Origin of the sequence: Pseudoalteromonas sp. SWYJZ19 (assembly GCF_015864375.1) — a bacterium.
Taxonomy (GTDB): Bacteria; Pseudomonadota; Gammaproteobacteria; order Enterobacterales; family Alteromonadaceae; genus Pseudoalteromonas; species Pseudoalteromonas arctica.
On the sequence record NZ_JADYXI010000002.1, the window covers coordinates 332,383 to 358,816 of the forward strand.

A 26,434-nucleotide genomic window follows, 5' to 3' on the forward strand; every position below is an offset into this window, starting at 1 on the left:
AAATTTGCAGCAGTCTGTTTGGTATTTAGGCAAGGCAGAGCCTATACAGTGTGGTTATTCCCCATAAATAGGCGATAACGTAGCATTAATGCCAAACAGGCGCTGCCAAAGGGTTCTTCCTAGGGGCTATTTACTCTTTGTTGCCTACATGGATTTAGGTAAGGGGCGTGAGCAGGACGCGGAAGCTTTGCTCGGTTTTTACTTATTCTTACATGGATGTAAGTCAGTAGAATAACGCAGGAGCAGTTATCGAGCCAACTAGGTTACAAACCTCGCGCCGCGATTAAATAGCCCCTAGATTGAACAAACTTTAATCCTGAAAGGTCAACAGGTCCAATAACTGAGACATTATTTATATGCATTCAATAAAGTTAGTATCTGAAGAATTAACACCATCAAAAGTAGTGTGTGTTGGTCGTAACTATACCGCACACATTGCAGAGCTAAATAATGAAACACCAGATCAAATGGTGCTATTTAATAAGCCAAACAGTGCAATTACAAATACATTATATGCAACTCATAACGGTGATACGCTACATTATGAAACCGAGTTATGTTTTGTCGTTAAAAATAAAAAATTTGTAGGTGTTGGACTCGGCCTTGATTTAACTAAGCGTACTGTGCAAAGTAAATTAAAAAATAAAGGGCTTCCATGGGAGCGCGCTAAAGCGTTCGACGGCTCTGTAATTTTAACTGATTTTGTAGCGCTAACTGATGCAATGAAGCACTTTACCTTTGAACTTAAAATTAATAATAAAGTAGTTCAGCAAGGCGATACTCATTTTATGCTGCATAATCCGGACTCAATTTTACAAGAAATTAGTGAATTTATGAGCTTAGAAGATGGTGATGTAGTAATGACAGGCACACCGTCGGGCGTAGGCGAGGTAACAGCTAAAAGTATTTTTGCTGTGGCACTTTATGCTAATGATCAGTGCTTGCTTGAGCATCAGTGGCAAGTAAGTAAAAATTAATAACTTGCTGTTGGTAGTGTTGATCAAAATCGGCAAAGGTAGTTTTAAGCCAATTATGCTGACTTTGTTGATACTCAGGCGATTGTAGTACATTGTTTTTTAGTGCGCGGTTAATTTTTTTAAGCGCTTGCTGTGCAAAATTATTAGGTGCGTTAGCCGCACAACCTATTGCTCCTCGTATAAATTGAATGTCATTTTCTGCAATTGGTACACTCTCTATATTCGTATATTCTCCTTGTTTATTAAAGTAATCGGCCATAAACGGGTAATCAATTGAGTAGTCTAAAAAGCCGTGACTCAAGCGTGCTATAACAGCCTGACTTTCATTTTCGCTACTCCAACTTAACGACGACTCTTTATCTCGTTTTGTATTTTCAATAATTGTATTAATTTTAGTTGTAAATTTACGTGCAGCAGCTTGCCCGTATACGTATTGCGGGTCGGTTAATAAATTAATAAGGTGAATAGGCGAGCCGTGCTTTTCTTCTAATTTGGGCTTTAGCTCTTTAGTCGTGATAATTGAAAATGGGGGATATACCGTTGTTGGATTTGAGTAGTTAAGTAGTTGGTTATTATGTTTTTTATAAATAACACACGGGAAGCATACGTTTTTTCCTTCACTTAAATATTTATTTATACGCTGCTGAGGGACAATTAAGCGGGTATGTTTTACATCTGTTATGGTTCTAATGAGTTGCTCGGTTAGGTTGTCGCAAATACCGCCTTGTGGTGCACTTTCGCTTTTAGCTATATGAAAAGGGGGCGTGTAACTTTGCAGCCAAATAATTTCTTCTAGAGGCTGTAATTTTTGTTCAACAGCATGCGCGTTAAATACAATTAATAGACAAAATGCATAGTATCCGTTTCTCAGCATTGATAAGTGTTCGTTGAATTAAGAAAACTTAATTAAAGTATAGTGTTGGTTGTAGTAGGGTCAAATATTTTAGTTAAAAGCAGCCTTGTTCAAGGCTGCTTTTAACTGGTATATGCTTAGTAAGGCATAGGATAGTTTTTAAATATAGTGTTAATCTCACTAAGAATTTCGTCGTTTAACGTGATGTTAAATGCATCAATATCTTCTTTTAATTGGGCTATGCTTGTTGCACCAATAATTGAAGAGGTTACGCCATCTACTTGGTTACACCATGCGAGTGCTAGTTGTGCTGGAGTAATATTGTTTGCATGAGCCAGCTCAACATACTGCTTAGTGGCTTGCTCTGCATTGGGTGTATCTCTAAAAATACCGTTGCGCTGCATGAAGGTCCAACGAGATCCTTCAGGACGAGCACCGTTTAGGTATTTACCCGTTAATAAACCGGCTGCTAAGGGCGACCACGATAAGTAGGCAATATCTTCGTGTACACATTGTTCTATTAAATACGGCCAGTCTTTAGCGTGCGCTAAGCTAAACTCATTTTGAATAGATACCATACGCGGTAAGTTATGCTCTTTGGCCAAACTTAAAAACTGGCTTATACCCCATGGCGTATCGTCAGATAAACCGCAGTGCTTAATTTTACCTGCTTTAACACATTCATTAAGGCCCTCTAGAATATCAAGCATACTAGCTTGCTGCTCTTGTGTATTTACGTCGGTAAATTTAAGAGTGCCGGGCCATTGTCTGCCAAAGTGCGGGGTAGAGCGGTTTGGCCAATGCAGCTGATATAAATCAATGTAGTCGGTTTTAAGGCGCTTAAGTGAATCGTCTACGGCTTCTATTACCGTTTGGCGCGTAATATTGCCACCATCACGTACCCACGATAATCCATTGCCTGCAATTTTTGTAGCAAGTACCACATCGCTGCGCTTTTGCTGATTACGCGATAGCCAATCGCCAATAATTTCCTCAGTTTTACCATAGGTCTCTGGAGAGGGCGGTACTGCATACATTTCGGCTGTATCAATAAAGTTTACGCCTTGCTCTAGCGCATAGGCTATTTGTTCATCAGCATCGCTTTGAGTATTTTGTTTACCCCAAGTCATACTGCCTAAACATACTCTTGAAACGTTAATACCACTGCTGCCAAGTGGGCTGTATTGCATGAGAATTCCTTATTGCTCGTCTTGAGAGTAGCTAACTAACGCCGATAAAAGAGGCTCTGCAATGAGGGCTTTTTGGCCTGTTTCAAAATCAAACATAACCACTTTTGAAGTGCCTGTGGTTGTTATAGCGTTTTGTGCGTGACTAAATACGGTGTAATTCATAACAAACCGGTCTGTTTTTATATCAGAAATAGTAACACCGACTGTAAGCGTATCTGGGAATGTAACTGGGCGTTTATAACGAATGTTATTTTCGCTTATTACCGGGCCCACGCCATTAGGGCTTATTGTATCGAACAGATTTATTTTATTTAAGAAGTCGATTCGGGCTATTTCAAAGTAACGTAAATACACTACATTATTTACGTGTTGTAGTGCATCCATATCAGCCCACGCTACGGTGATGTCGGTATGGATAGGGTGCTGATCTTTAAACGTTTGCATTATTTATTGGCCCTTAATTTTAAAGTGCTTAGATTATCAACATGGGGTTACGAGCTCAAGGTAATTAATGGCATGTTTTTTTATAAGATGATTGTACCTATTTAATTTTAGGTCTACAGTTAAATTACACAGACAAACACAAAAACACACAGAGGTAGAAATATGCAGAACATAATTAATTGGTCCTTAGCTTGTTTGGTTTTTATAGCCTCTTTTACCTGTTACGCAATGGGTAACGAATCAGGCGCTATTATTTTGATGTTAGCAGGTTTTTTTTTCGAGGTTATGTTTTGGTTGCGCGGTTATAAAGAGCAAGAAGGTAATAAGCGTTTTTTTTAATCGCTAACTAGGGCCTGTTGACCTTTCAGGATTAAAATTTGTTCAATCTAGGGGCTATTTAATCGCGGCGCGAGGTTTGTGACCTAGTGGGCTCGATAACTGCTCCTGCGTTATTCTACTGACTTACATCCATGTAAGAATAAGTAAAAACCGAGCAACAAAGAGTAAATTGCCCCTAGGCAGAACCCTTCGGGCAGCGTATGTTTGGCATTTGTGCTACGTTATCGCCTATTTATGGGGAATAACCACACTACATAGGCTCTGCCTTGCCTAAATACCAAACATACTGCTGCAAATTTAACCTCGAAAGATAAACAGGCCCTAGGCTTGCTTATCACATTTGATTCTATAATAATGACTGTATAAATAACCAGTTGTTGTTGTGGTGATGAAGAAGTTTATTCACATAGACATGGATTGCTTTTATGCAGCAGTAGAAATGCGAGATAATCCAAAACTTGCATGTGTACCGCTTGCTATTGGAGGCAATAGCCGACGAGGCGTGCTCTCAACCGCTAACTATATAGCGAGAGAATATGGCGTGCGATCGGCTATGTCGAACTATCATGCTAAACAATTATGCCCCGATTTAGTTATTGTTCCTGGGCGCATGGCTGTATACAAAGAAGCTTCAAATCAAATACGTGAAGTATTTAGCCGCTACACAGATTTAGTTGAACCTCTTTCTTTAGACGAAGCCTACCTAGATGTAACAGACAGCACCGCTTGTAAAGGCAGTGCCACACTTATTGCACAGCAAATAAGAGCCGATATTTACAATGCCACAGGGCTCACTGCATCAGCTGGTATTGCACCGATTAAATTTATTGCCAAAATAGCCAGCGACGAAAAAAAACCGAATGGTCAATTTGTCGTTTTGCCTCATGAGGTCGATGATTTTTTAGCGCAATTACCGCTGGGGAAAATTCCGGGGGTGGGTAAAGTAACGCTCGAAAAGCTAAATTTAAAAGGCTTATATACCGGCAAGGATGTACGTGAAAAAGGCGTTAACTGGATGCAGCAACATGTGGGTAATTTTGGTGTGTCGCTTTATCAAAAATGTGCAGGTGAATATGTTGGTAAAGTATCAACAGATCGCATCAGAAAGTCGCTGAGTGTTGAACATACCTACGAATACAACAAAACAAGTTTGCAAGAGTGCTTAGATGAGCTGCCAAAATTGTTAGACGAATTAGTTTTAAGGCTTAATAAACAGCAATTACAAAACCGTATTAATAAGCTGAGTGTTAAAGTGAAGTTTGCAAATTTTGTAGTAACCTCAGCCGATCAGGCATACCACGAGCTAAACACAGAAATATTTATTCAACTCCTTACTAAGGCCTATCAACGAGGGCTACAACAACCTGTAAGATTACTTGGCATAGGCGTTGGCATTAAAAGCGAGCCAGAACAAAACTTCCAACTGAGTATTCTCGATTAAGCTATAAAGCCTGTAACCCCAAGTTGCCATTTATTGGCAAGTTGTATAATTAGCTCATCGCACCTTGCTGGTCTTCAATATTTAAATCGACGATAATAGGGGCTTATGTTTTCTAACAGGACTTTATTTATGGCATACCCTCAAGCGGTTAGTGCAAGCCTTGAATGCACATCTCATGATGCGCTTATTATTATTAGTGATGACTTTTCTCTATTACCAAATAACTCATTACGTGATGCTATTTTAGACCAAGCAAAAGTTGATTCTCGTATTGGTAAACAAGTTACTTTATTAGTGATTGAAAACAAACGCGTTGTACTTGCGCCAACGGGTCCGTTAAATAGAGATTACGACGATGTTCGCCGTTATTTTGATGCTGCTAAATTAGCAATTAACGAAGCAAAAGCGTCGGGTAGTGTTAATCCTGCATTATTTTTACCAAATTTAAATGGCGATAGCCGTTATCAGCATGCTTTAGAAGTTGCTTATTTAGGCGCTTGCCAAGCCTTATGGCAGCCATTAGAAGCGCGTGAATATCACGGTGAAAGTATTGAACCTATTACTCAAATTGGTTTAGTTGGCGCAAGCGAGCAAACAATCAAAGCTGTTAATGCAATTGCTGCAGGCCAATATGCCGCGCGTGACTTGTGTGGCACCGAACCTGAGCGTATGGCTCCACCACGTTTTGCTGATTACTGCGTTGATTTATTTAAAGGCTCAAGCATTGCAGTTGACGTAATTGATGATATTGCAGCTATTGATAAAAACTACCCAATGCTAAGCACTGTTGCTCGTGCATCGTATGCAGTTGAGCGCCATCACCCACGTGTTGTTAAGCTTGAATATGTACCAGAGGGCGAAATTACTCGTACACTTATGTTTGTAGGTAAGGGTCTTGTATACGATACAGGGGGTGCAGATTTAAAAGTAGGTGGCCATATGGCAGGCATGAGCCGTGATAAAGGCGGCGCAGCTTCTGTTGCGGGCTTTATGAAAGCTGTTGCGGATTATCAGCCTAAAGGCGTTAAAGTAGTATCGTACTTGGCTGTTGTTCGTAACTCTATTGGTTCTGATTGTTTTGTGCCAGATGAAATTATTACTAGCCGCGAAGGTATCCGTGTACGCATTGGTAATACCGATGCAGAAGGGCGCTTAGCAATGGGTGACCTGCTTAGCGAAATGAAAGATTTAGCTAAAGGCGAAATAAACCCAACGTTATTTACTGTAGCTACATTAACGGGTCACGCGGCACGTGCAATGGGCCCTTACGGTGCGTATGTTGAAAATGGTCCAGCTCGTAGCGCTGGTGTTTCACGTCAAATAGCTGACCTTGGAGATTTGTGGGCCGATGGCGCTGAAGTATCGCGTTCTCGCCGTGAAGATTACGACTTTATTAAACCACGCACGCTAGCTGACGATGTTTTATCTAGCAATAACGCAGCATCTGCTGTTACTGCGCGTGGACATCAGTTCCCTATGGCGTTTATGGCTATTGTTGGTGGGCTTGATAAGCACGGTAACGACTCTGCACAACCTTTGCCTTATGTGCATATGGACATTGCAGGAAGCGGTGTTGAAGGCGGTGATTGGCAGCATGGCAAGCCAACGGCTGCATCAGTAACCAGCTTGTTTGCACGTTACTGTTTGTAAGCTAAAAACTTACATGCAATAAAAAAGCCCTGTTAATTCAGGGCTTTTTGCATTTTATGAGAACGGTATCGATTAATCTAATTTAAAACGATTAACTACGCTCGAAAGCTCTTGGCTACTTTGTTTAAGATTATCACTGGCATCGGTAAGCTGTTTAGTATTATTTAATGATTGCTCAGTTGATTGAGATAGCTCATTAATACGCAAATTAACCTCGTCGGCAGCTTGAGTTTGCTGCTCTGTGGCGCGTGCGATTTGGCTGTTCATTTCGGTAATAATTGAAACAAGTCGTTCTATTTCATTAAGTGAAGTATTGGCTGATGACGCCTGATCTACGGTAGAAACTGAAAGTGCTTGGCTTGATTTAACTGCTTCTACTGCTGCTTTTGCACCTTCTTGAAGTTTAGTGATCATGGTTTGAATTTCGTCGGTACTTTGGCCTGTACGACTGGCCAGTGTTCTTACTTCATCTGCAACAACAGCAAATCCTCGGCCATGCTCTCCTGCGCGAGCAGCCTCAATGGCAGCATTTAATGCCAGTAAGTTTGTTTGCTCCGAGATGCTTCTTATTACATCAAGTACAGAGCCTATATTATGGCTCTCGTTGGCTAAATCTTCTGTTACACGACTGACTGTTTCTATGTTGCTTGAGAGTGTTTCTATTGCTGTAATTGTTTGCGCAACCACATTTTTACCCGTTGATGCGTTTTGTGCTGCATCTTTAGCTGCTTGCTCTGCGGCTTCGGCGTTACGGCTTACATCATGTATTTGGTGAGTCATTTGCTCCATGGCAGCTGCAACTTGGGTTGAGCTATCGTTTTGAAGCTCAATAAACGAGTGGCTTGTTCTACTTGAATCATCAACTGTATGCGCATGTTCGCTTACATCGTTTGCACTTTGTGATACATGAACAAGAGACTCTCGCATTTTTAAAACAAATAAATTAAATGAGTGTGATAGTTCAGATATTTCATCGTTACCGGATTCATTTAATGTACGAGTTAAATCGCCTTCACCTTGTGAAATATCTTTCATCATATCGGCTGCTAAACGAGTAGGTATTAAAATGCTCTTGCCTATAAAGTAACTAAGTAAAATAACAGCAATAATCATAATTATTGCACTGACGACTATTAGATTACGTTGCTCGCTAAATGCTTCGTCAATTGAATCAAGATAAACACCTGAGCCAATAATCCATTGCCACTGATTAAAACCTTTAACGAATGCGATTTTTTCAACAGGTTTATCTTTACCTGGTTTTGGCCATTTATAAGGGATAAAACCCTCGCCATCTTTCTTCACTATATTTACCATATCAACAAATAATGTTTTGCCGTCAGGGTCTTTGTTATTGGTTAAGTCTTTTCCTTCAAGCGCAGGTTTTATAGGATGCATAACCATTGTTGGCTGGTAATTGTTAATCCAAAAGTAATTGGTTTTGTCGTAGCGCAGTGCTCTTATTGCATCAAGTGCTTGTGATTGAGCTTGTTGTTGAGTGAGAGTGTTATTTTGTTCAAGCGCATGATAATGCTCGATTATACTGTACGCAGTTTCTACTACATTTTGTGTTTTTATGTATTGCTCGTCTTTTAGCGAACTATATTGATGAGTTAGGCTCGATATACTAAGTACTATTAGTCCAAATACAACTATGGCTATTAACAGTGAAAAACGCTGGGATATACTAAAACTTCGTAGATTAGGCATACATTTATCCTCAAAAAGTGTGCGCTTTAGCGCATAGAATAAGCGTAGCTAAAAAAAGAGTTTAATCTAGGCTTAACGCCTATTAATGCAAAAAAAAGGCTGATTTATCAATCAGCCTTTAGTCTGTTATTACTTTACTTGCTTATTTAACGTCAAAATGGCGATTAAAGAAGTTTGTAATTGTTTGATGTAAGTGTGTTTGCACTTGTTTACCACGTAGGCTGTGCTTAGAGCCTGGGTAGGTCATCATTTCAAACTGTTTTTCGTTATCTTGTAGTTGTTTAAACAATTTAGTTGAATGCGTAAACAATACGTTGTCGTCAGCCATTCCATGATAAATCATTAATGGGCCTTTTAAGCCATCTGCATATGGAAATACTGCGCTGTCTTCGTAGCCTTTAGCATTCGTATCAGGGTGACCTAAATAACGCTCAGTGTAATGTGTATCGTATAATGCCCAATCGGTTACTGGAGCACCTGATACGCCAGCCTGAAAGTAATCGCCTGCTTTAAACATAGTCATAAGTGCCATATAGCCGCCGTAGCTGTGGCCATAAACACCAATGCGTTGTGGGTCTACGTAATCAAGTGTACGTAAAAACTCTACGCCTTTAATTTGATCGGCAACTTCAACCACGCCTAGGTTTTTATAAATAGCATCTTCAAACTTTTTACCACGGTTGTACGAACCACGGTTATCTAGTTGAAAAATTACGTAACCTTGTTGCGCCATGTATTGAAAGTACAAGTTTTTACTGCGCCAGCTATTCGTTACTCGCTGAGCATGCGGGCCGCCGTACACATTAACAATAACAGGATGCTTTTTGCCATCGGTTACGTTACTTGGCTTAAATAAACGGTAATGCATAACTTGACCATCTTCGGCTTTAATTGTGCCGTATTCTGGTTTTGTTAAATCGCTTAAATAAGGGGTCAGCGGATGGTTACTATCAAGCTTATTTTCTTCAAGCCATGTAATAAATTCGCCGTTTATTTTGCGAAGCGCTGCTGAATTTGGTGTGTTATCAGATGAGCTATTATCGATAAAGGTTTTGCTGTCTTTTGCTAGCACAACATTATGGTACTGACCTTTTTCGGTGATACGTTTGGCATCGCCTTTTTTAAATAAAGGCGCACTGTATAAATGGCTCTCAAGAGGAGTGTCTTTACGACCAGCAAAGTAAACAATGCCTTTTTTCTCATCAATGCCTTTTAAGCTATCAACAGCCCAATCGCCAGAAGTAATTTGGCGAACAAGTTGACCGTTTGTGCGATACAGATATAAGTGTTTAAAACCGTCGCGCTCAGATGCCCATACAAAGTGCTTTTTGTCTTTTAAAAACTCAAGATCAAAATGTAGGTTAATCCATGTATCGCTGTTTTCGGTTAGTGCTACTTTTTGTGCTTTAGTTTCGCTGTTATAAAAACGCAGCTCTAATTTATGTTGCGAGCGATTTTGCCATTGGTACGACAATGTATTGCCGTCTTTCAGCCATTTAGCACGCGCTATATAAATGTCTTCATCTTTACCTAAATCAATCCAATTTACTTTTTGATCGTTAAGTTTAACAACACCCAGTTGAATTTTAACGTTGTCGGTACCTGTAAACGGGTAGCGTTGGTTAAATAACTTAACTTCATCAGCGTAAATTTCGTTACGGATAGCTTCTTTTACTGGTGTTTCGTCAACACGGGTATAGGCAATTTTAGTTTCATCCCCTGACCACCAATAACCCGTCATGCGGCTCATTTCTTCTTGAGCAACAAACTCGGCCATACCGTTTTTAATTACGCCACCGCCATCTTTACTAAGCTGAATCTCTTTACCTGAATCAAGCTCTAAAGCATAAAGATTTTGCTCTCGAATAAATGATACGTAGTTACCTTTAGGTGAAAAGCGTGCATCGGTTTCAAATGTTTCAGTGTCGGTTAGTTTTTTACTTTTAGCAGAGGCTAAATCGTAATAGTAAAGGTCGCCGTTAAGTGGGAATAAAAGTGCTTTACCGTTTTTAGACCATTTGTATTCTAATATGCCTTTACCAAAAATACGTTGGCGTTCGCGGCGTGCTTTTTCTTCATCAGATAGGTTTTCTGGGCCTGAAAATAACTTTGCCGAATCAACTAGCACACGGTTGGTGTTATCTTTTAGATTGTATTCCCATAAATCGTAGCGGTTGTAGTCATCGCTTTTGCCTTGTAAATAAGTTACACGGCTGCCGTCAGGCGAAAATTTAAGTTGTACAGGTGATTTACCCGAAAGGCTCGGATCGTCAAAAATACGCTCCAACGATAAAGGTTTTGCTTGAACACTAATAGCGCCAACCATTAATGGGAGGGCTAGTGAGAGGTGTTTTATTTTTTTTAGCACAAGGTTGCCTTAGCTTATTATAAATATTGCTTTGATGGTAAAGCCAAGCGTGTGCAACTGCAACTAAATGCTATAAAGTGGCGATTATTAAAGACAAAGTAGGACATAACAATGACTAACCCTGAATTTAAACTAGCGCCAGAACTTAAACGCGACTGTATAGAGCTTGCCGATTGGCCACTGTGTAAAGTACTTTTATTGAACGACAGCCAATATCCGTGGTTTGTATTAGTGCCTAGGCAGGCTAACTTAAAAGAGATAATTGATTTATCTGAGGATGATCAAATTGTGTATTTAAAAGAGTCAGCCAAGCTAAGTAAATTATTAATGGATGTGTTTAGCCCTTATAAGTTAAACATAGCGGCTTTGGGTAATATGGTGCCGCAATTACATATTCACCATATTGCACGCTTTACTACTGATGCTGCTTGGCCTGCGCCAATTTGGGGTAAGTATCCAGCTGTGCCGTATACAGATGTACAAATTACAGAGTTAAAAAAAGCGCTGCAGTTTTAAGCTGCAACGCTTTTTTAGGGTTTAGCTAAGTTTAACTAAAACTACTTAAGCCCTAGTACTTCTTTACCTTGCTTAAACGTTACATCTACAGGGATATTTGCTTTACTTAGTTTTTCTAAGTCTTCAGCAAGTTCTTCTTTTATATCGCCATGCGTTGCAATTAGTTGATCTACTTTTTCGTAATCGCCATCACCTTGTAAGGTTAAAATTAAGCGAGAAAGCTTGGCCATTGCAATGCTCATTTTTTCCATATTAACGCGGTACAGGCCTTCTTCATTTTTAGAAAAAGCGCCTTCTTGAGCAAAAAAGTTAAAGCGGATCATATTTGCTTTACCATGCGCACTTGATGCTCCAAAACGAACTGAGCGGAATATACCCGCCATGAAGGTCGTGTAATAATCTTCAATAGTTCCTTCTGTAATTTCGCCCTTTTTAAGTAATTGCTCAATCATGTACAGGCCTAAAATGTCGGCTTTACCTTCTTCAAGCGCACTTGCGTGTTCTTGTAATGATTGACGAACAGTACCTTTACCTGTGATTGTATTTTTAATACCTAAACCGTGAGCGACTTCATGGAACATCGTATTGGCAAAAAATGCATCAAAAGTAATGTGTTTACGCTGCTCAGGTACAATTAACTGCTTTGAAATTGGTACTAAAATTTTATCAAATTTAGCACGCATGGCATTTTTAAGTTGCAAGCGACGAGTTCCTTTTTCTAGCTGTACTTGCTCATCGTTTGGTAAGTTAATTGCAATTGTTTTACTCCCCGCGTTTGAATGCCCAGCGTAGTAAACAACATCATATGCATTTAGGTCGGCGTCAGAGCCTGGTACTTCTTGTTTGTACTTAGCATCAACGGGTAAGTCTTTTTGAAGCTCCGGTAAAAATGCGGCAAACTTAGCTAAGCGTTCGCTCCATTTTAAATCTTTAATAAGTACGTAAGATTCATAAGCTGCGCGGTAACCAAATAATTGATCTTCATAAGTCTCAATTGGACCAATAACCACATCTACTGGGTTGTTTTTCATATCCATCCAGGCAAAGTCAGATACTTGGAAGTCATCCTTTTGTAGAGCATCAGCACGCAAGTTTAGATAGTTAGCAAACTCTTTATCGTCAGCAAGTTTGCTTGCTTGACGTAAAAGGTCAGCGGCTTTTGCAAGGTCATTAGCGTATTCTTTTGAATATGGCACGCTGTAAAGCTTACCTTGCTCATCACGCTTAATTACAGAGTAAAGGCCTGTTTTGTCTTCAACATCTGCATTGTTTAACTCTTCTTTGGTTATATCGGCAGGGTAAAACTGTGCGCCAAGAGGTTTTTCTTTATAGCTGGATAAAAACGCTTCATCGCCATTTAAACGATCCCATGGACCGTAGTTAATATCGGCAAATTTACGTACTTTGTCGTCGTTTAGTTTTGCTAAAAAAGCGTCTTTATTTTCGCCAAAAGATTGTTTCCAAAATAACTCATCCATTATTTTTGAAGCATCAATAAGCTTTGCAACCATTGCTCGTTGGTTATCGCTTAAGTGCGATAAATCACTTTGTAAGCTAAAGTCGGTGTAAATATCTAAACGTTGGTTATTTGCATTAATAAGCTCAGGGCCTGATTGTGCACTGCTTTTTTGAGCAAGCTCTGTGGCTGTGTTGTCGGTAGAAGACGGCGCTTGTTCAGAACATGCACTAAGAAAAACGACACCAGAGAGCATAATTGCTTGGCTAATTTTATTTAAGATCATTATATTGCCTGTTAAAAAGTAAGTTTAATAATTTGTACTGCTTTAGTTAAAAGACTAAATATGTACAAACGCTTCCTTATTGTGAGTGCATTAAAGCAAAACTAAATAGTAAATAGCAAGTATTTGGCGTTGTAAGGCAAGCATGAGCGATAAAGCATTATAAATAAAAATAAACTTCTATAATTTTCTTAACTTTATCGGTAAGTTAGACAATACTAATTATATTACTAATACGAAAATTAACTGCCTGAGTTTGCAGTTACTTTACAGGCTGAACACAAAAGGACGGCAGCTACATGTCTACAGAAAACGCTTTATTAACGATTCTAGTCGATAGAATAAATAACGATACGTTGGTTTTACCAACGCTACCTGAAGTAGCGATTAAGGTTCGCCAAGCTGCAGATAACCCTGATGTGAATTTAATGCAAATGTCAGATGTAATCTCACAAGACCCAGCGCTTTCAGCTCGTATGATAAAAGTAGCTAATAGTGCGATTATGGGACGTTCTGTAAAAGTATCTAATTTACAACAAGCAGTGACTCGCATTGGGTTGCGCCAAATTAAAAATATTGCAACGGCTATGGCTATGGAGCAATTATTTGTATCAAACAATGAGCTAATTAAAGGCTACATGGGCAAGGCTTGGCAAAAAACATTAACCGTTGCTAGCCATTCAATAACACTCATGGAATTTTACTTAAAAAACAATAAACACACTTCATTAAATCGTGATTCAATTACATTAGCTGCGCTTGTTTATAATATTGGTGTATTACCAATTTTAACAGAAGCTGAGCGCCACCCTGAAGTGTTTGCCAACCCAAGCTTTTTAGCGCACGCAATTCAAAAGCTGAGTGGGAAAATTGGCTCATCGATTATGCAAGCGTGGGAATTTCCTAAAGAGTTTGTTGATGTAGCTCTAAGCTGGGCAGATCCAAGTTACAAACCTGATAAAGTTAGCTACGTAGACTTTATTCGAGTAGGCGCTATTTTAGAGGGAACATTACAGGTTTCTGATAAGTCAGCAGCGCTGCAAACGTACATAGATAAAGGTGTAATACCGTCTATGCAATTATTCACAAGTGATGAATACAACGATATGCTAAAAGATGTGAAAAACATGTTTAGCTAAACATGTTTTATTACACAAACAAAAAGGGTTAACTTGCGTTAACCCTTTTTGTTTATTTATCGATAGTATTTTCTGTTTTGGTTTTTTCGTACCGTTTTATTCCTGCTACCCATGTTTGCAGTACGTTTGTTTTGTATATCTCGTCAACAGGTATTTTAAAGTAGTCTTTATCAAGTAAAATAAAGTCGGCCCATTTACCTTTTTCTAAACTACCCACCTTAAATTCTTGATGAGCTGAATAAGCGCCACCGAGAGTAAATGCACGTAATGCATCTTCGCGGCTTAGTACTTCACTTGCGCGCCAGCCGTTTTCCGGTAGTTTGTTATGATCCATGCGTGTAATGGCTGAATACAAACCATCAAATGGATTTGCAAGCTCTACAGGGTAATCAGAGCCTGCCGCAACCACCGAACCTTGCTGTAAAAATGTTTGCCAAGCATAGGCACCGCTTAATTGTTTTTCAGTTAAGCGTTGCTCTGCCATATGCATATCAGAAGTGGCATGTACTGGCTGCATTGAAGGGATTATTTTTAACGCTTTAAAGCGAGGGATATCCACAGGCGTTACAATTTGTGCGTGCTCTATTCGGTTACGTAGTAATATACCGCCCGTTTTTTTAAACACATTTTGATAAGCATCAAGTACTACTTTATTTGCTTTATCGCCAATGGCGTGGGTATTTGCGCTAAAGCCGCTTTTAAAGCTTTGTGTAAAGAGCGCTTCGAGTTTTTCTTGTGTTTCAAGCATTAAACCATGGTGACCAGGTCTGTCTGCGTATTCTTCAATCAGAGCGGCTCCGCGAGAGCCAAGTGCGCCATCGGCGTAAACTTTAACACTGCGAATTTCCATAAAGTCATTTTTGTCGTGGTATCGGCCTGCCTTTAACATTGTATTTAAATCAGGGCTTGCACCACTTAACATTGCCACAATACGTAGCGGTAAATTACCAAGGTCGCCGCGCTCTTTGTAAACCTCCCATGTGGCTTTATCAATACCTGCATCGTGAGTAGAGGTAATGCCTAAACTTAATAAATGCTTACCTGCTGCATCTAGTGAGTCACTTATATCTTGCTTTGAAGGGGCTGGCATATGCTGGGTAATTAGCGATTCTGCTTTATCTACAAAAATACCCGTAGGATTGCCAAATTCGTCTTTAATTATTTCACCGCCTTCAGGCGCTTTTTTTTGGGCGTTAATACCAGCAAGTTCGAGCGCTTTTGAATTAACCCAAATGGCGTGACTATCAACCCGCGAAAGAACCACAGGTCGATCGCTCACTACTTTGTCTAAATCTTTAGCTGTAGGAAAGCGTGTATCAGCCCAAAGCTCTTGGTTCCAACCTCGCCCAATAATCCAACCTTGTTTGTTATCGGCAAATACTTTTAGTTTATTTGTTACTTCATCAACCGATGTTGCGCCGCGTACGTCAAGTTGCGATAAATTGTCGCCAAGGCCAATAACGTGCCCATGAGCATCAATTAAGCCAGGTAATAAGGTATTACCATGCGCGTCAATTAGCTTGGCATCTGGGTAGCTATCTTTAAGTGTTTCGCTACCGAGCTTAACTACCTTGCCATTTTTAATAACGAGGGTAGAAAACTGCTGTACTTCACCTTTGTATAAAGGGGTATAACCATTGGCGTTATAAATTACTTTTGTTTGTGCGAGAGTGTAACTAGAACTAGCGCAAAGGCTGGCTAGTATGAGTGGTTTGATTATTTTTTTGAGTGGCATAGTTACTTAATTTTTATTGTTAATTTACTTACATTAACAAACTTGATTTTATAATACCAATGAATTGATAGACCTCATTTTAAGGCTTTTCTCTATATTAACTGTTTACAAAATAGGTAATTTATGTGATTGTTTAGTATGTAAAACAATCAATAAAGCATAAGGAAACGCTGTGAAAGCCCTCTATTTATTACTCCCATTAACTTCATTACTTGCGGCATGTGGATCGACACCTACTGCAGATAAAAGTGTAGAAAAGCTAAACCATACTGATGTATCAAATGCTGAAATACGCGATTATATAGATTTATCAAGTGTTGAACTGCGCGACAGGGTGAAAGACTATTGGAATATTTCCACAAGAACAGAACCACGATATCCAATAGCTGCTGCAAAAAAAGGTCTTGCAGGTTGTGTAGAACTCATGACTATTATTAATTCTGAGGGTAAGGCGCAAGGATATAAAGTAATTTCTTCATATCCTAAAGGGTTATTTGATGAAGCAGCAGCTCAATCTTTAAATACATGGGCCTGGCTGCCTACTAACGTAAATGTAGTTAAACAACCTGTACTTACGCATATCAGAATTGATTTCATGATTGATTCAATACCTGTAGGTAAAAAATATCTAAAAAATTGTCCGGCTGGCGAAACATTTCAAGTAACAGGTAAAATTAAAAGAATCTCCTACTGATGAAACATTTCAAGTAACGAGAAAAATTACAAGGTTTGAAAAAAAAGTACTTATTTACCTCACTTTAAAGTTACTTTCAGTTTGTGTAATATTTTAGCTCGAACCTTTATAAAATCTGATGGGTATGAGTTTAATACGAATATTACAAATAACTAAATAAGCATCAAGAATAAGGAAATGCTATGAAAGCTCTCTATTTATTACTCCCCTTGAGTATGATGCTAATAGCCTGTAGTTCAACGTCTGATAAACAAGTAAGCGATAAAATGCCGAGTTTTATTGATTTATCGAGTCCTGAACTGCGAAGTAAGGCCGGTGAATACTGGGATGTTGTTAAAAGAGTAGAGCCGCGCTATCCGATAGAAGCTGCAAAGAAAAGTATTTCAGGTTGTGTTGAGCTTGCTATGTTAATTAATTCACAAGGTGAAGCCCAAGGGTATAAGGTTATCTCGTCTTACCCAGAGGGCGTGTTTGATAATAATGCGGCAGCTGCTGTGGGTTTATGGCGCTGGAAAGCGACAACTGAAAATACGAGTAATCAACCTGTTCTAACTTATCTCAAAATGGATTTTATGGTAAGCCCAAAACCTACTGATGCAGAGTATTTGGCGCATTGTTCTAAAAATAAAACCTGAACGTAATTAATAGATATAAATATAATAAGCTAGGTGTTTTTTTACCTAGCTATAAAACTACTTACTTGCATATAAGCCATATTCATTTAATGCTAATTTACCGTCTTTGTCACTGTCGTAGCTTGAAAACCGTGACCACAAAGCCGGGTCTATAGCGGTTTCTGAACGTGATAAAAAACCGTCTTTATTCCTATCTAGCTTTTTAAATTGCTTTGCAATGTCGTTACTTGCGGCAAAACTAAATGTGCTAAAAATACTAAACGCCAGCAGCGTTATATAGCTAATACTTTTCATACAAATCACTTAGTAAAGGTTGTTAGTTAGATAACTTTTAAATTCGACTAGCGAAATTTGGTTATCTTGGTTTTTGTCCCATTTTACAAAGGTGTTTAAAAGTTGTGGTTGGGGATCAAGTTCGTCGTGTGTTAAATAGCCACTTTTGTCGCTATCTAGGTGATCAAAGCGTTGCTTTACATCAAGTGCCGCGGCATCAAAACTTAATAGCATTAAAATGCTTATAACAAGGGAAAGTATCTTCATGGTTTTCCTTCCAAAAGATGTATTAAAAGTTCGTGGCTAAAATAAAGTAAAAAGGAAAAAAGCACTTGCCGTAATTTAACTCCCAACATTAAATCCTTTTACACACTCCCTCAGGGATTATGGCAAATGCTTTTAAATTCAGTTTACTTGTAACAAGCTTAAGTAAAGCTTAATCAGTAATTACTCATTAAGGCTTAAAGCTTTCAAATTCTTTTTTTGAGACTTTTTCATCACCGTCTTCATCTAAGTCGGCAAATTGTCTCATTACTTCTTTGTCTTCCTTTGCTTCTACAATAGATATTTGTCCATCCATATCTTTATCTAAATGGGCAAAGCGCACGTTTGTTGGCGATGCAATTACGGTGGCACTAATTGCTAAAAACATTAATGAAAAAGCGGCTATAAGTTGTTTCATAATCACGTTCCTTATTAAATGAGTTTATTGAATAAATTTTTTGAATTCATCTAGCGACAATTGCCCATCTTGATTAGTATCAATTTGTAAAAAATTTTCGTGTAGAACGGCATCTTCACCTGCTTCGGCTTCACTTAATGTGCCGTTACTGTCTTTATCAAGCTCGTTAAAAGTCGCGTGAACGTCCATTGCGTGTGCGTTAGCGCCTAAAAAGCCTAAAGCCAGTAATGATGAAATTACTAAAATGCGTTTGTTCATAATTATTTCCTTATTGATTAAAGTTATTACTCCTATTACAAAAATGATGCCAAAAATAATTGTTGTTAATTTTCAAGTGTTTATATTTTTAACTTAAAAGGGGTGGGAAGTTTTTACGGGGTTTATTGTAATTTTTGTGTGTCTTTTGCAACACTATGTAGTGAGATTAAAGGTAGGGTTTAAAAATCAATGGTTTACGTTGTCTCTATTTGGCGACACATTGTTTTTGTAGCGCTGGCTGTTAATCGTATTAAATATAATTGCTGGTTCAGCTAGTGTATAAGGTAAGTACTTAATAATAGAACGCTTAACTTAAAAGGACTAAACGAAATGCCAGCAACCATAGCTAAAAAATACCATGCAATGCTTAACTGGCGGCCTAATTTAATTGGGCAATTTGCAATGAGTATGCTGCTTTCGTTACTCCCGCTTTCTATAGTGGTGATTGTATTTTTAAATGCGCTTAACAAGCAATTAGCAGTGACTCAAAGTATCGTGAGTAACAACTACCAAGTTACCAAATCGTTTAATACTCTAAAACAAGAACTCAACAGCCTTGAGCGCGCCACTAGGCAAAACTGGGTATTAAAAAGCGAATCGTTAGATAAGCTCATTGTCGATAAATGGCAATCATCCCTGCAAAGTATTGATGAACTTAAATTTGTAAACACGGATAAAGATTACACCCACCAATGGCAACGCTTATATGCCACCTTACAAACAGCGCATGTAGAGCTTGTTGAGAAAAAACAACAGCAAGCGGAGCTATTTGTGCCAGTGAGCGATTTAGTTGCTGAGCTTACTTTATGGTTACGTGATAAAAATGAAGCGCAAATTACCAATAACCAAAATGAGCTTACAAGCCTACAAACTTCATTTATAAACTGGCTGGTGGCACTTATTCCACTTACTTTAATTGTTGGTGGTGGTTTTTTATGGCGTATAAGTGGGCGACTAAAAGGGTTAACTACGGTTATTGATAAGCTAGGGCAGGGGCATTGGCAGCAAAAAATATCTGTGAAAGGCTCCGCTGAGCTAGTTGAGCTAGGAGAAAAACTCCAATGGGTGCAAGAGCAACTTCACATGCTTGAGCAGCAAAAAGATACCTTTTTACGCCATGTTACCCATGAGCTAAAAACGCCGCTTGCTTCAATGGTCGAAGGCACTGACTTACTAACTGATGAAATAGTAGGCCCAATTACTACTGAGCAAAAAGCAGTACTTGAGCTTATTAGTCAATCTATGGTGCGCCTTCGTACAATGATTGACAGCCTGCTGAGTTATAATGCGATTCGCACCAGTAAAGACAGCCTAAGCGAAGTTGAGTTTAGCTATCTTATTAATAAAATTAATAGCCATTTTGAACATCGCTTAAGTGCGCGTCAGCAAGCTCTGCAATGGCAAAATAACTTACCTAATAAACAGCTTGCTTTACCTAGTGAGCTTATTGAGATGATTTTAATTCAGCTTATTTCAAATGGCTTAAAATTTTCACAAGATAAGCAAAGCGTTACTATTAATTTAGAGCTTGAGCAAAACCAGCTTTGCATTGCTGTACTTGATAAAGGGTGCGGTATTAAAGAGCAAGAAAAAACTCAAATTTTCAGCGCATTTTATCAAGGTAAACACAGTAAAAATGTTACGCTGCAAGGCAGTGGGCTTGGCTTAACTATTGTGAAAGAGTCTGTTGAACAGCTAAGAGGTACACTTACTGTTGAGCATAACGAACCGCATGGTTGCCGGTTTTCAATTAAAATTCCCATAACAAAAAATCTAGGAGTTAATTAACATGCGCTTGCGTTTAATCGCTATTTTATGTGTGCTCAGTAGCAGCATGGTTATATCAGGTTGTGAAATTACTAATGGGCAAGAAGAGCGTGTGTCAATTACACCTGCACCTGTGGTCGATACCAAAATAACGAACGGCAAAAACAGTAAACCTAGTCCAAAACCCAGACCAAAAATTGAACCAAGCTATCCGCCTGCAGAGCAAGTTATTGCATGGCACGCTAATCAGTGTGGCGGATTTAAATTGGTGCCAAAAAAAGATATTTTTACAGGTGAAAACGATCTTAAACGTTTTTTTAAATTTATGTGCTTAAACATAAATGATGATCCAAATACGGTAATGACTAAGTTGCTAAAACTCGATTTAGCTTACTTTTGGCCAGATGATATAAAGCAATATTTATGGCTTCAAAAGCAGCAAGTGACTATGCAAATAAATGCTAAAAAAGAGCAGCAAGCACTTAACAATAAAATGCAAGAAACCCTCTCATCGTTAGCAACTATTGAGCAGCAGCTTTTACTACGAGAAGAAACTAAGGAGCAGTAACTATGGCAGCAACTAAAGTTCAAGGTGCAAAAGTATTACTCGTTGACGACGACGCTAGCTTATTAAAACTGCTCGCTATTCGTATCGAATCAAAAGGATACGAAGTAACGACCTGTGAAAGCGGCTTAACCGCACTACAAATACTTAAAAGCCAAGTGTTTGACGCCGTAATAACCGACCTACGTATGGATGAAATGGATGGCATGGCACTGCATCGTCAGTTGCAAAGCCGCTACCCTGCATTACCTGTCATTATGATGACAGCGCATGGCTCAATTCCTGATGCCGTAGAGGCAACTAAGCAGGGCATTTTTGCATTTATAACTAAACCTGTAGATAAAGATGAGCTATTTGACAGCCTTGCTAAAGCGATAGAAATACATGGTGTTAATGCAGATGAAGCAGCACCTAAAAGTAATATAGTTACGCGCAGTGGTGCAATGCTGCACTTGTTAGAGCAAGTAAAACTACTTGGGCCAACGCAAGTTAATGTATTGATTTCGGGGGCTAGTGGTACAGGTAAAGAGCTACTCGCACAGGCTATCCATCAACATAGTCATGTAAGCGGTGGCCCTTTCGTTGCAATTAACTGCGGCGCTGTACCAGGGGAGCTTTTAGAGTCTGAATTATTTGGTCATAAAAAAGGCTCTTTTACGGGCGCAATTAAAGATCACCAAGGCTTGTTTCAACAAGCTGAGGGCGGCACGCTATTTTTAGACGAGATAGGCGATATGCCACTTAACTTGCAGGTTAAGTTACTGCGCGTATTACAAGAAAAAACAATTCGCCCCGTAGGCTTTCAAGAAGAAATAGCAATCGATGTACGTATTGTATCGGCAACACATAAAAATCTTCCTGAAGCTATTTTAAACCAGCAATTTAGAGAAGATTTATACTATCGCTTAAACGTAGTTAATTTAAAATTACCGCCACTGTGTGAACGCCGCGAAGATATAAGCTTATTAGCACAGCACTTTAGTGCAAGTATTGCTAAGCGCATGAAGCAAACTGAAAAACACTTTGCAAGCGATGCTATGCATGCGCTTGTGCGTTACGACTGGCCAGGTAATATCCGCCAACTACAAAACGTAGTAGAGCAGGTTGTAGCATTAACGCCAAGCGATGTTATTTCAGAGCACTTAGTATTAGCTGCGCTAAATAGTAACGAAACAAACGTAGAACCATTATCACTAAACGACGCTAAAAAAGAGTTTGAGCGCGACTATGTAATTAACACTTTAAAAATGGCAGGTGGTAACGTAGCCGAAGGCGCTAAGCTTGCCAAGCGCAATCGCTCAGATTTTTATAAGTTGATTAAAAAGCATAATATTGATGTTGATAATTTAGGTTAAGGAAAAGCATGCAGTTATTTATGGTGTATTTAGGTGGCCGGATTCAAGGTTGCCACATTGAAATGCATGATATTCGTTTTGTTGTAGGGCAAAACATCGAGCAAACTTATACAAAGTTAAAAAGCCAATGGGTAGGCGACAGAAGTAGTGTTCACATGGATAGCTACATGGCAATTAATGATATTGATGGCTTTAAAGTAGAGATTGTTGATACGTACGTTGAACAAAATAAACAACTCTATTTTGTAAATTTAGGCGCTTACAGAAGTGATTCTATGGCTGAGCAACACGACTTTGCACTGTATGTTGCAAGCAGTAGCCATGAAGCTAAAGAGCGGGCTAAAAGCGATTTGCTAGCAGGGCTTAGCCATATTCATAAAGATGATTTACATGACGTAGACGATTGCTTTGCCATTGATTTACTCGACAGCCAGCTAAACATTAAGCTCACGCCCAGCGGTATATCGCAGCCTATAAAGCCAGACTGGTTTGGCTATCACATACTTTAAATTATAATAAGTAGCTAAAACTGAGTAGGATTAAGAGTCCTGCTCGTTTTGTTCATCCTTTTCGCTTTTAGCCGCCATTTTAAACGCCACAATAACCAATCCAAACATAGCAAACGGCAGTGCTGCTAACATGTATTCAACCACATTACTGTCTTGAAAGTTTGCTTGTAGTAAAAAGTGACCCGCCACACACATTAAAATAACCACTAATAAAATGGGTAGTAACATAAGTTCTTTTTTTGATGAATGGTTTTTCATTAATTGTGAGGCTATAGCTGAAAATAATGCGCCATTGTAATGAGCTTACTTAAGCTTGGCAAACACCGCAGAATTTTTTAATTAATGTTATGATTAGTATCAAACAATTTTATTAATGTTTATGGGAATAAAGTGAAAAGTAACTTAAAACAAGTCTACCTCGTTGGTGGTGCAGTGCGCGACAAACTGCTAAATATAAAATCAAAAGATAACGATTATGTAGTGATTGGTGAAACACCAAAAACGATGGAATCGCTTGGTTTTGTACCAATAGGTAGCGACTTTCCGGTTTACTTGCACCCAAAAACAAAAGAAGAATATGCGCTTGGGCGCACAGAGCGTAAAAGCGGCAAAGGCTATACTGGCTTTGTGGTTGATGCCAGCCCAACGGTAACGCTCGAAGAAGATTTAGCAAGACGCGATTTAACCATAAATTCAATGGCGCTTGATGAACACGGTAATATTATTGACCCGTTTAATGGCCAAGCTGACTTACAAAATAAAACACTGCGCCACACCACTGAGGCATTTGTAGAAGACCCTGTTCGAGTACTGCGTATTGCCCGTTTTTTAGCGCGCTATGGCAGTGATTGGCGTATTCACCCAAGTACGTATGCATTAATGCGCGAGCTTAAAAATAAAGGTGAGCTAAATCATTTAGTACCTGAGCGCGTGTGGCTTGAAACTGAAAAAGCACTGGGTGAAAAGCACCCTGAGCTTTATTTTGAAGCACTGCAAGGCTTAGGTATTTTTCCAGAACTTGAGCGCATGGTTAATGTACCGCAACCGGCAAACCATCATCCTGAAGGTGATGTATTTGTACATACTATGCTGGTACTTAGGCGTGCAGCCGATTTAAATTTTAATTTAGAAACACGTTTTGCTGCACTAACCCATGATTTTGGAAAAGCGCTTAGTTTTAAAAAATATGGAAACCTACGTGGGCACGAACGCGAAGGTGTTGCAGTTATTGAGGCGTTTTGTGAGCGCTTAAAAGTGCCTAACCGTTTTCGCGATGTTGGTGTACTCACCAGTGATAATCACACCCTTTGCCACACGATTGATCAGTTAAGGCCGCAAACCATTCACAAGCTAATAGTGACTAACTTAAATGCGTTGGTACACCCAGAACGTTTTATAGCGTTTACCCAAGCATGCCAATGCGATGCACAAGGGCGTGGTGAAACACTTGTTGATAAGCCATACCCGCAATCAGCTAAGCTGCGAGCAATTCATACTGAACTGCAAAAAATGGATAAGAAGCTGGTAGTGCAAAATGCACTTAAAAATGGCAAAAAAGGCCCTGAAATAGGCGAAGAAGTAAAACTTGCAGAAATAAACTGCATTAAAGCATTTTTAGAACATGAGAAGTCCCAAGCGTAATAAAATTAGACTAAGTAGTGCGATACGCCTTGGTTTTTAGTCGCGTCGTGCTTTCTTAGCTCTTTGTAGTTTGTACTTTTTGGTTTTACATTTTCAGACTCAGGTTTTTTAGAGGGCCTGTATAAGTCAAAAATAAAGTCTAGTTCTTCACGCTCTAGTGATGGTTTCATGAGTATTCCTTCAATTTAATACTTTAATATGATGTAGGGTATGGTCATTCGACTGAATTAAAAGTGAATAGTTACATTTGAAGTTGTACTAAATTGTAACCGGCAGTTTTGAAGGGGTAAGCGGCGCGTTAAACCGCTCTATTAGCTATTTTAGTTATGTAAAGGCGGGCTCAAAAATAGCTTTCACAGGGATAGTGAATAGTTTTCAGCCTTCTAATTATGCTTATAAAAAATTGCTTATATGTTTATTAATGTTTGATGATAAAGTCTTTTTCCAGGATGCTGTGCCGTTTTTTACAACGCTTGATAAGGTTTGAAAAAGAAGATTTTGAGGCGCAATCCATCTGGCAGAGCTTCACAGCTTCGTGCAGCCAAGTTTATGGTTAGATGAATATCGTAGAATCTATAAGTTATTTTGAAGAAAATCTGTAACTGTTTCTTACCATCCTTAAAAAAGCCCAACATTCGTTGGGCTGTTACAAATAACGCACATTAGGGGGATCATTATGTATGGGCTCTTTTTTATGAAAGCACTTAACTTATTGCCATTAAGCGTTGCTGAGTGCATTCTCAAAGACTCTCGAGTTAGAAACTTATTTCAAAGTAAATATTTGCTCGACTGGAATAGCAAAATAAGCCGCAATTTTTAGTGCAATAACCACCGATGGTGTGAAACGCCCGGTTTCTACTGTACTAATGGTTTTTCTAGAAACGCCTATGACATCCGCTAACTCTTGCTGAGAAATTTTATGCCGCAATCGAAGCTTGTGAATATGGTTATCTAAATCTTCATTCATAAAGCTCTTCCTTGCGAAGTTTCCACAAAATTAACGCGCCATGTGTAGCTGCTGCTAGGCAAAGCAATACTTGAAGTGCATCTGTAAGCCCCAAGGGAGTTATCAACTCTACAAACCACTTACTGTCGCCACAATAAGCGAGGAAAGCTCCGCCCATTACCATAATGTGGCATGTAGCGCGCAAGCTAAACGAACTGACATAATCCACATACTCGTCGTTAAATTTGTATGTCCAGAAACCTAGGTTTGATATGTGTTTAGCAAACTTTATGGATTTAGTTCCTAACACAAGAAAATAGATAAAACTCGCAAATACAATTAAATCTACTAGCCAATATATAACTGAGTTGGTTTCATTCATTACTGTTGAAAGCAGCTCTGCTAAAAGGAAGAACGCTAGAGTAATGCTGGTTTTTCCAGTAATTGTTAAATATTGCTGTTCTTGTTCTGGTAGTACTGATATTGATTTTGCCATCTGTTGTATATCCCTTTTTAGTGGCGACCAAATAATGTCGCATTGTTTTTACTCCACTTAAGGTTTCATTTGATACCTAAATACACCATATGTAACCCTTAGGTATCAATGATACCTAAAGGTTACATAAAGACAATCTTTTTTTCACTTTTAGCTAGCGTTGAGTGATTATTGAGCCCGTACTTAGCCAATAACGAGAGAGAAAGCGTGAAAATGAGTGAGGAAACAAATCAAAAATCACCGTAATCTCTCCCAAAAAACTCCATTAAAACAACTCAATACCCTCTTTTGCATTTTTCGCGAAATTGAAGTAACCAATTGAATCAAAATATTGATAAGTAAAATGCTAATACTTGCGAAGCCTCGTCTCATTTTGAAGCAATGACTAAGTATTAAAAATATATGGGCTGGGGGAGTACACTACTGCATTCCCTGAAAGTGATAAGAAAACGTATGTAGAGCTTGGGTGGTCATAACTGCATTTAACTAAGCTCCAGCTTTATGGCAGTTAA

The 26,434-nt window shown here is 38.9% G+C and carries 27 protein-coding genes and 1 pseudogene; 13 read left to right on the forward strand and 15 right to left on the reverse strand.

The annotated features are described in order from the left end of the window. Positions 1 to 356 precede the first annotated feature (356 nt). Positions 357 to 977 (forward strand): fumarylacetoacetate hydrolase family protein, encoded by a 621-nt coding sequence (locus I6F45_RS03430; RefSeq protein ID WP_197139915.1) that lies wholly within the window; start codon positions 357 to 359, stop codon positions 975 to 977. Here the strand turns inward: I6F45_RS03430 and I6F45_RS03435 are convergent. From I6F45_RS03435 to I6F45_RS03445, 3 genes are all read right to left on the reverse strand, one after another. Beyond that, positions 928 to 1,851, reverse strand: a complete 924-nt coding sequence (locus I6F45_RS03435; protein WP_197159629.1) for an ABC transporter substrate-binding protein — start codon at positions 1,849 to 1,851, stop codon at positions 928 to 930. The two genes, I6F45_RS03430 and I6F45_RS03435, sit on opposite strands and share 50 nt — an antisense overlap. Positions 1,852 to 1,967: 116 nt before the next feature. Continuing rightward, positions 1,968 to 3,020 (reverse strand): aldo/keto reductase, encoded by a 1,053-nt coding sequence (locus I6F45_RS03440; RefSeq protein ID WP_197159630.1) that lies wholly within the window; start codon positions 3,018 to 3,020, stop codon positions 1,968 to 1,970. 9 nt (positions 3,021 to 3,029) lie between these two features. After that, a complete protein-coding gene (locus tag I6F45_RS03445; protein WP_010553137.1) occupies positions 3,030 to 3,464 on the reverse strand; it encodes an acyl-CoA thioesterase in 435 nt (144 codons plus the stop codon). A gap of 727 nt (positions 3,465 to 4,191) precedes the next feature. Here I6F45_RS03445 and dinB point away from each other — a divergent pair. After that, positions 4,192 to 5,244 carry a DNA polymerase IV gene (gene dinB / locus I6F45_RS03450; protein ID WP_024590076.1) on the forward strand — a complete coding sequence of 351 codons (1,053 nt, stop codon included), beginning with the start codon at positions 4,192 to 4,194 and terminating at the stop codon, positions 5,242 to 5,244. Between the two features lie 129 nt (positions 5,245 to 5,373). Beyond that, positions 5,374 to 6,894 (forward strand): M17 family metallopeptidase, encoded by a 1,521-nt coding sequence (locus I6F45_RS03455; RefSeq protein WP_197112398.1) that lies wholly within the window; start codon positions 5,374 to 5,376, stop codon positions 6,892 to 6,894. Between the two features lie 72 nt (positions 6,895 to 6,966). Here I6F45_RS03455 and I6F45_RS03460 read toward each other — a convergent pair whose 3' ends face one another. Further along, positions 6,967 to 8,604: a methyl-accepting chemotaxis protein gene (locus I6F45_RS03460; protein WP_165739620.1), complete on the reverse strand. Its 1,638-nt coding sequence runs from the start codon at positions 8,602 to 8,604 to the stop codon at positions 6,967 to 6,969. A 142-nt stretch (positions 8,605 to 8,746) separates the two neighbouring features. After that, a complete protein-coding gene (locus I6F45_RS03465; RefSeq protein ID WP_197159631.1) occupies positions 8,747 to 10,972 on the reverse strand; it encodes a S9 family peptidase in 2,226 nt (741 codons plus the stop codon). A gap of 111 nt (positions 10,973 to 11,083) precedes the next feature. Here I6F45_RS03465 and I6F45_RS03470 point away from each other — a divergent pair, with 111 nt between their 5' ends. After that, complete coding sequence (locus I6F45_RS03470) at positions 11,084 to 11,488, forward strand: HIT domain-containing protein (protein WP_165739623.1); 405 nt, start codon at positions 11,084 to 11,086, stop codon at positions 11,486 to 11,488. Positions 11,489 to 11,529: 41 nt separating this feature from the next. Here I6F45_RS03470 and I6F45_RS03475 read toward each other — a convergent pair whose 3' ends face one another. Beyond that, positions 11,530 to 13,230 (reverse strand): dipeptidyl-peptidase 3 family protein, encoded by a 1,701-nt coding sequence (locus I6F45_RS03475; RefSeq protein WP_197159632.1) that lies wholly within the window; start codon positions 13,228 to 13,230, stop codon positions 11,530 to 11,532. A 296-nt stretch (positions 13,231 to 13,526) separates the two neighbouring features. On the opposite strand from I6F45_RS03475, the gene I6F45_RS03480 reads away from it, so the two are divergent. Then, a complete protein-coding gene (locus tag I6F45_RS03480; RefSeq protein WP_024590070.1) occupies positions 13,527 to 14,366 on the forward strand; it encodes an HDOD domain-containing protein in 840 nt (279 codons plus the stop codon). Positions 14,367 to 14,418: 52 nt separating this feature from the next. Here I6F45_RS03480 and I6F45_RS03485 read toward each other — a convergent pair whose 3' ends face one another. Continuing rightward, complete coding sequence (locus I6F45_RS03485) at positions 14,419 to 16,101, reverse strand: amidohydrolase (protein WP_197159633.1); 1,683 nt, start codon at positions 16,099 to 16,101, stop codon at positions 14,419 to 14,421. Positions 16,102 to 16,273: 172 nt separating this feature from the next. Between I6F45_RS03485 and I6F45_RS21315 the strand changes: the two genes are divergently transcribed. Together I6F45_RS21315 and I6F45_RS03495 are read left to right on the forward strand one after the other, a co-directional pair. Continuing rightward, positions 16,274 to 16,795, forward strand: a complete 522-nt coding sequence (locus I6F45_RS21315) for an energy transducer TonB (RefSeq protein WP_197159634.1) — start codon at positions 16,274 to 16,276, stop codon at positions 16,793 to 16,795. 182 nt (positions 16,796 to 16,977) lie between these two features. Continuing rightward, the gene (locus I6F45_RS03495; RefSeq protein WP_197159635.1) at positions 16,978 to 17,430 is read left to right on the forward strand and encodes an energy transducer TonB; all 453 of its coding nucleotides are present in this window, start codon (positions 16,978 to 16,980) and stop codon (positions 17,428 to 17,430) included. 57 nt (positions 17,431 to 17,487) lie between these two features. Here I6F45_RS03495 and I6F45_RS03500 read toward each other — a convergent pair whose 3' ends face one another. The 4 genes from I6F45_RS03500 to I6F45_RS03515 form a co-directional block, all read right to left on the reverse strand. Continuing rightward, on the reverse strand, positions 17,488 to 17,724 hold the full coding sequence (locus tag I6F45_RS03500) for a calcium-binding protein (protein WP_024598659.1): 237 nt from the start codon (positions 17,722 to 17,724) through the stop codon (positions 17,488 to 17,490). A gap of 9 nt (positions 17,725 to 17,733) precedes the next feature. Further along, entirely contained in the window at positions 17,734 to 17,970 is a 237-nt protein-coding gene (locus tag I6F45_RS03505; RefSeq protein ID WP_007581558.1) for a hypothetical protein, read from the reverse strand. A gap of 187 nt (positions 17,971 to 18,157) precedes the next feature. Then, positions 18,158 to 18,385: a hypothetical protein gene (locus I6F45_RS03510; RefSeq protein ID WP_007581559.1), complete on the reverse strand. Its 228-nt coding sequence runs from the start codon at positions 18,383 to 18,385 to the stop codon at positions 18,158 to 18,160. A 24-nt stretch (positions 18,386 to 18,409) separates the two neighbouring features. Then, complete coding sequence (locus tag I6F45_RS03515; RefSeq protein WP_007581561.1) at positions 18,410 to 18,643, reverse strand: cag pathogenicity island protein Cag25; 234 nt, start codon at positions 18,641 to 18,643, stop codon at positions 18,410 to 18,412. A 330-nt stretch (positions 18,644 to 18,973) separates the two neighbouring features. Between I6F45_RS03515 and I6F45_RS03520 the strand changes: the two genes are divergently transcribed. Genes I6F45_RS03520 through I6F45_RS03535 form a run of 4 tightly spaced genes read left to right on the forward strand, consistent with a single transcriptional unit; the run spans position 18,974 to position 22,839 of the window. Next, on the forward strand, positions 18,974 to 20,431 hold the full coding sequence (locus I6F45_RS03520) for a sensor histidine kinase (RefSeq protein ID WP_197159636.1): 1,458 nt from the start codon (positions 18,974 to 18,976) through the stop codon (positions 20,429 to 20,431). 1 nt (position 20,432) lies between these two features. Further along, positions 20,433 to 20,978: a hypothetical protein gene (locus I6F45_RS03525; RefSeq protein WP_197159637.1), complete on the forward strand. Its 546-nt coding sequence runs from the start codon at positions 20,433 to 20,435 to the stop codon at positions 20,976 to 20,978. Positions 20,979 to 20,980: 2 nt separating this feature from the next. Continuing rightward, entirely contained in the window at positions 20,981 to 22,330 is a 1,350-nt protein-coding gene (locus I6F45_RS03530; RefSeq protein WP_010553151.1) for a sigma 54-interacting transcriptional regulator, read from the forward strand. Between the two features lie 8 nt (positions 22,331 to 22,338). Next, on the forward strand, positions 22,339 to 22,839 hold the full coding sequence (locus tag I6F45_RS03535) for a DUF1543 domain-containing protein (RefSeq protein WP_197159638.1): 501 nt from the start codon (positions 22,339 to 22,341) through the stop codon (positions 22,837 to 22,839). Positions 22,840 to 22,869: 30 nt separating this feature from the next. Here the strand turns inward: I6F45_RS03535 and I6F45_RS03540 are convergent, their stop codons facing one another. Then, positions 22,870 to 23,097 (reverse strand): hypothetical protein, encoded by a 228-nt coding sequence (locus I6F45_RS03540; protein ID WP_007581571.1) that lies wholly within the window; start codon positions 23,095 to 23,097, stop codon positions 22,870 to 22,872. 132 nt (positions 23,098 to 23,229) lie between these two features. Here I6F45_RS03540 and I6F45_RS03545 point away from each other — a divergent pair, with 132 nt between their 5' ends. Continuing rightward, a complete protein-coding gene (locus I6F45_RS03545) occupies positions 23,230 to 24,480 on the forward strand; it encodes a multifunctional CCA addition/repair protein (protein WP_197118652.1) in 1,251 nt (416 codons plus the stop codon). A gap of 5 nt (positions 24,481 to 24,485) precedes the next feature. Here I6F45_RS03545 and I6F45_RS03550 read toward each other — a convergent pair whose 3' ends face one another. After that, entirely contained in the window at positions 24,486 to 24,650 is a 165-nt protein-coding gene (locus I6F45_RS03550; protein ID WP_007581574.1) for a hypothetical protein, read from the reverse strand. A gap of 227 nt (positions 24,651 to 24,877) precedes the next feature. Between I6F45_RS03550 and I6F45_RS21595 the strand changes: the two are divergent. Continuing rightward, positions 24,878 to 25,069 (forward strand): annotated as a pseudogene (locus I6F45_RS21595) (hypothetical protein); the annotation flags it as partial. 174 nt (positions 25,070 to 25,243) lie between these two features. On the opposite strand, the gene I6F45_RS03555 reads toward I6F45_RS21595, so the two are convergent. Both I6F45_RS03555 and I6F45_RS03560 read right to left on the reverse strand, forming a co-directional pair. Further along, the gene (locus I6F45_RS03555; protein WP_197159639.1) at positions 25,244 to 25,447 is read right to left on the reverse strand and encodes a helix-turn-helix transcriptional regulator; all 204 of its coding nucleotides are present in this window, start codon (positions 25,445 to 25,447) and stop codon (positions 25,244 to 25,246) included. Continuing rightward, positions 25,440 to 25,922, reverse strand: a complete 483-nt coding sequence (locus I6F45_RS03560) for a hypothetical protein (protein ID WP_197159640.1) — start codon at positions 25,920 to 25,922, stop codon at positions 25,440 to 25,442. Before I6F45_RS03560 ends, I6F45_RS03555 begins: the two co-directional genes overlap by 8 nt. Between the last annotated feature and the right edge of the window lie 512 nt (positions 25,923 to 26,434).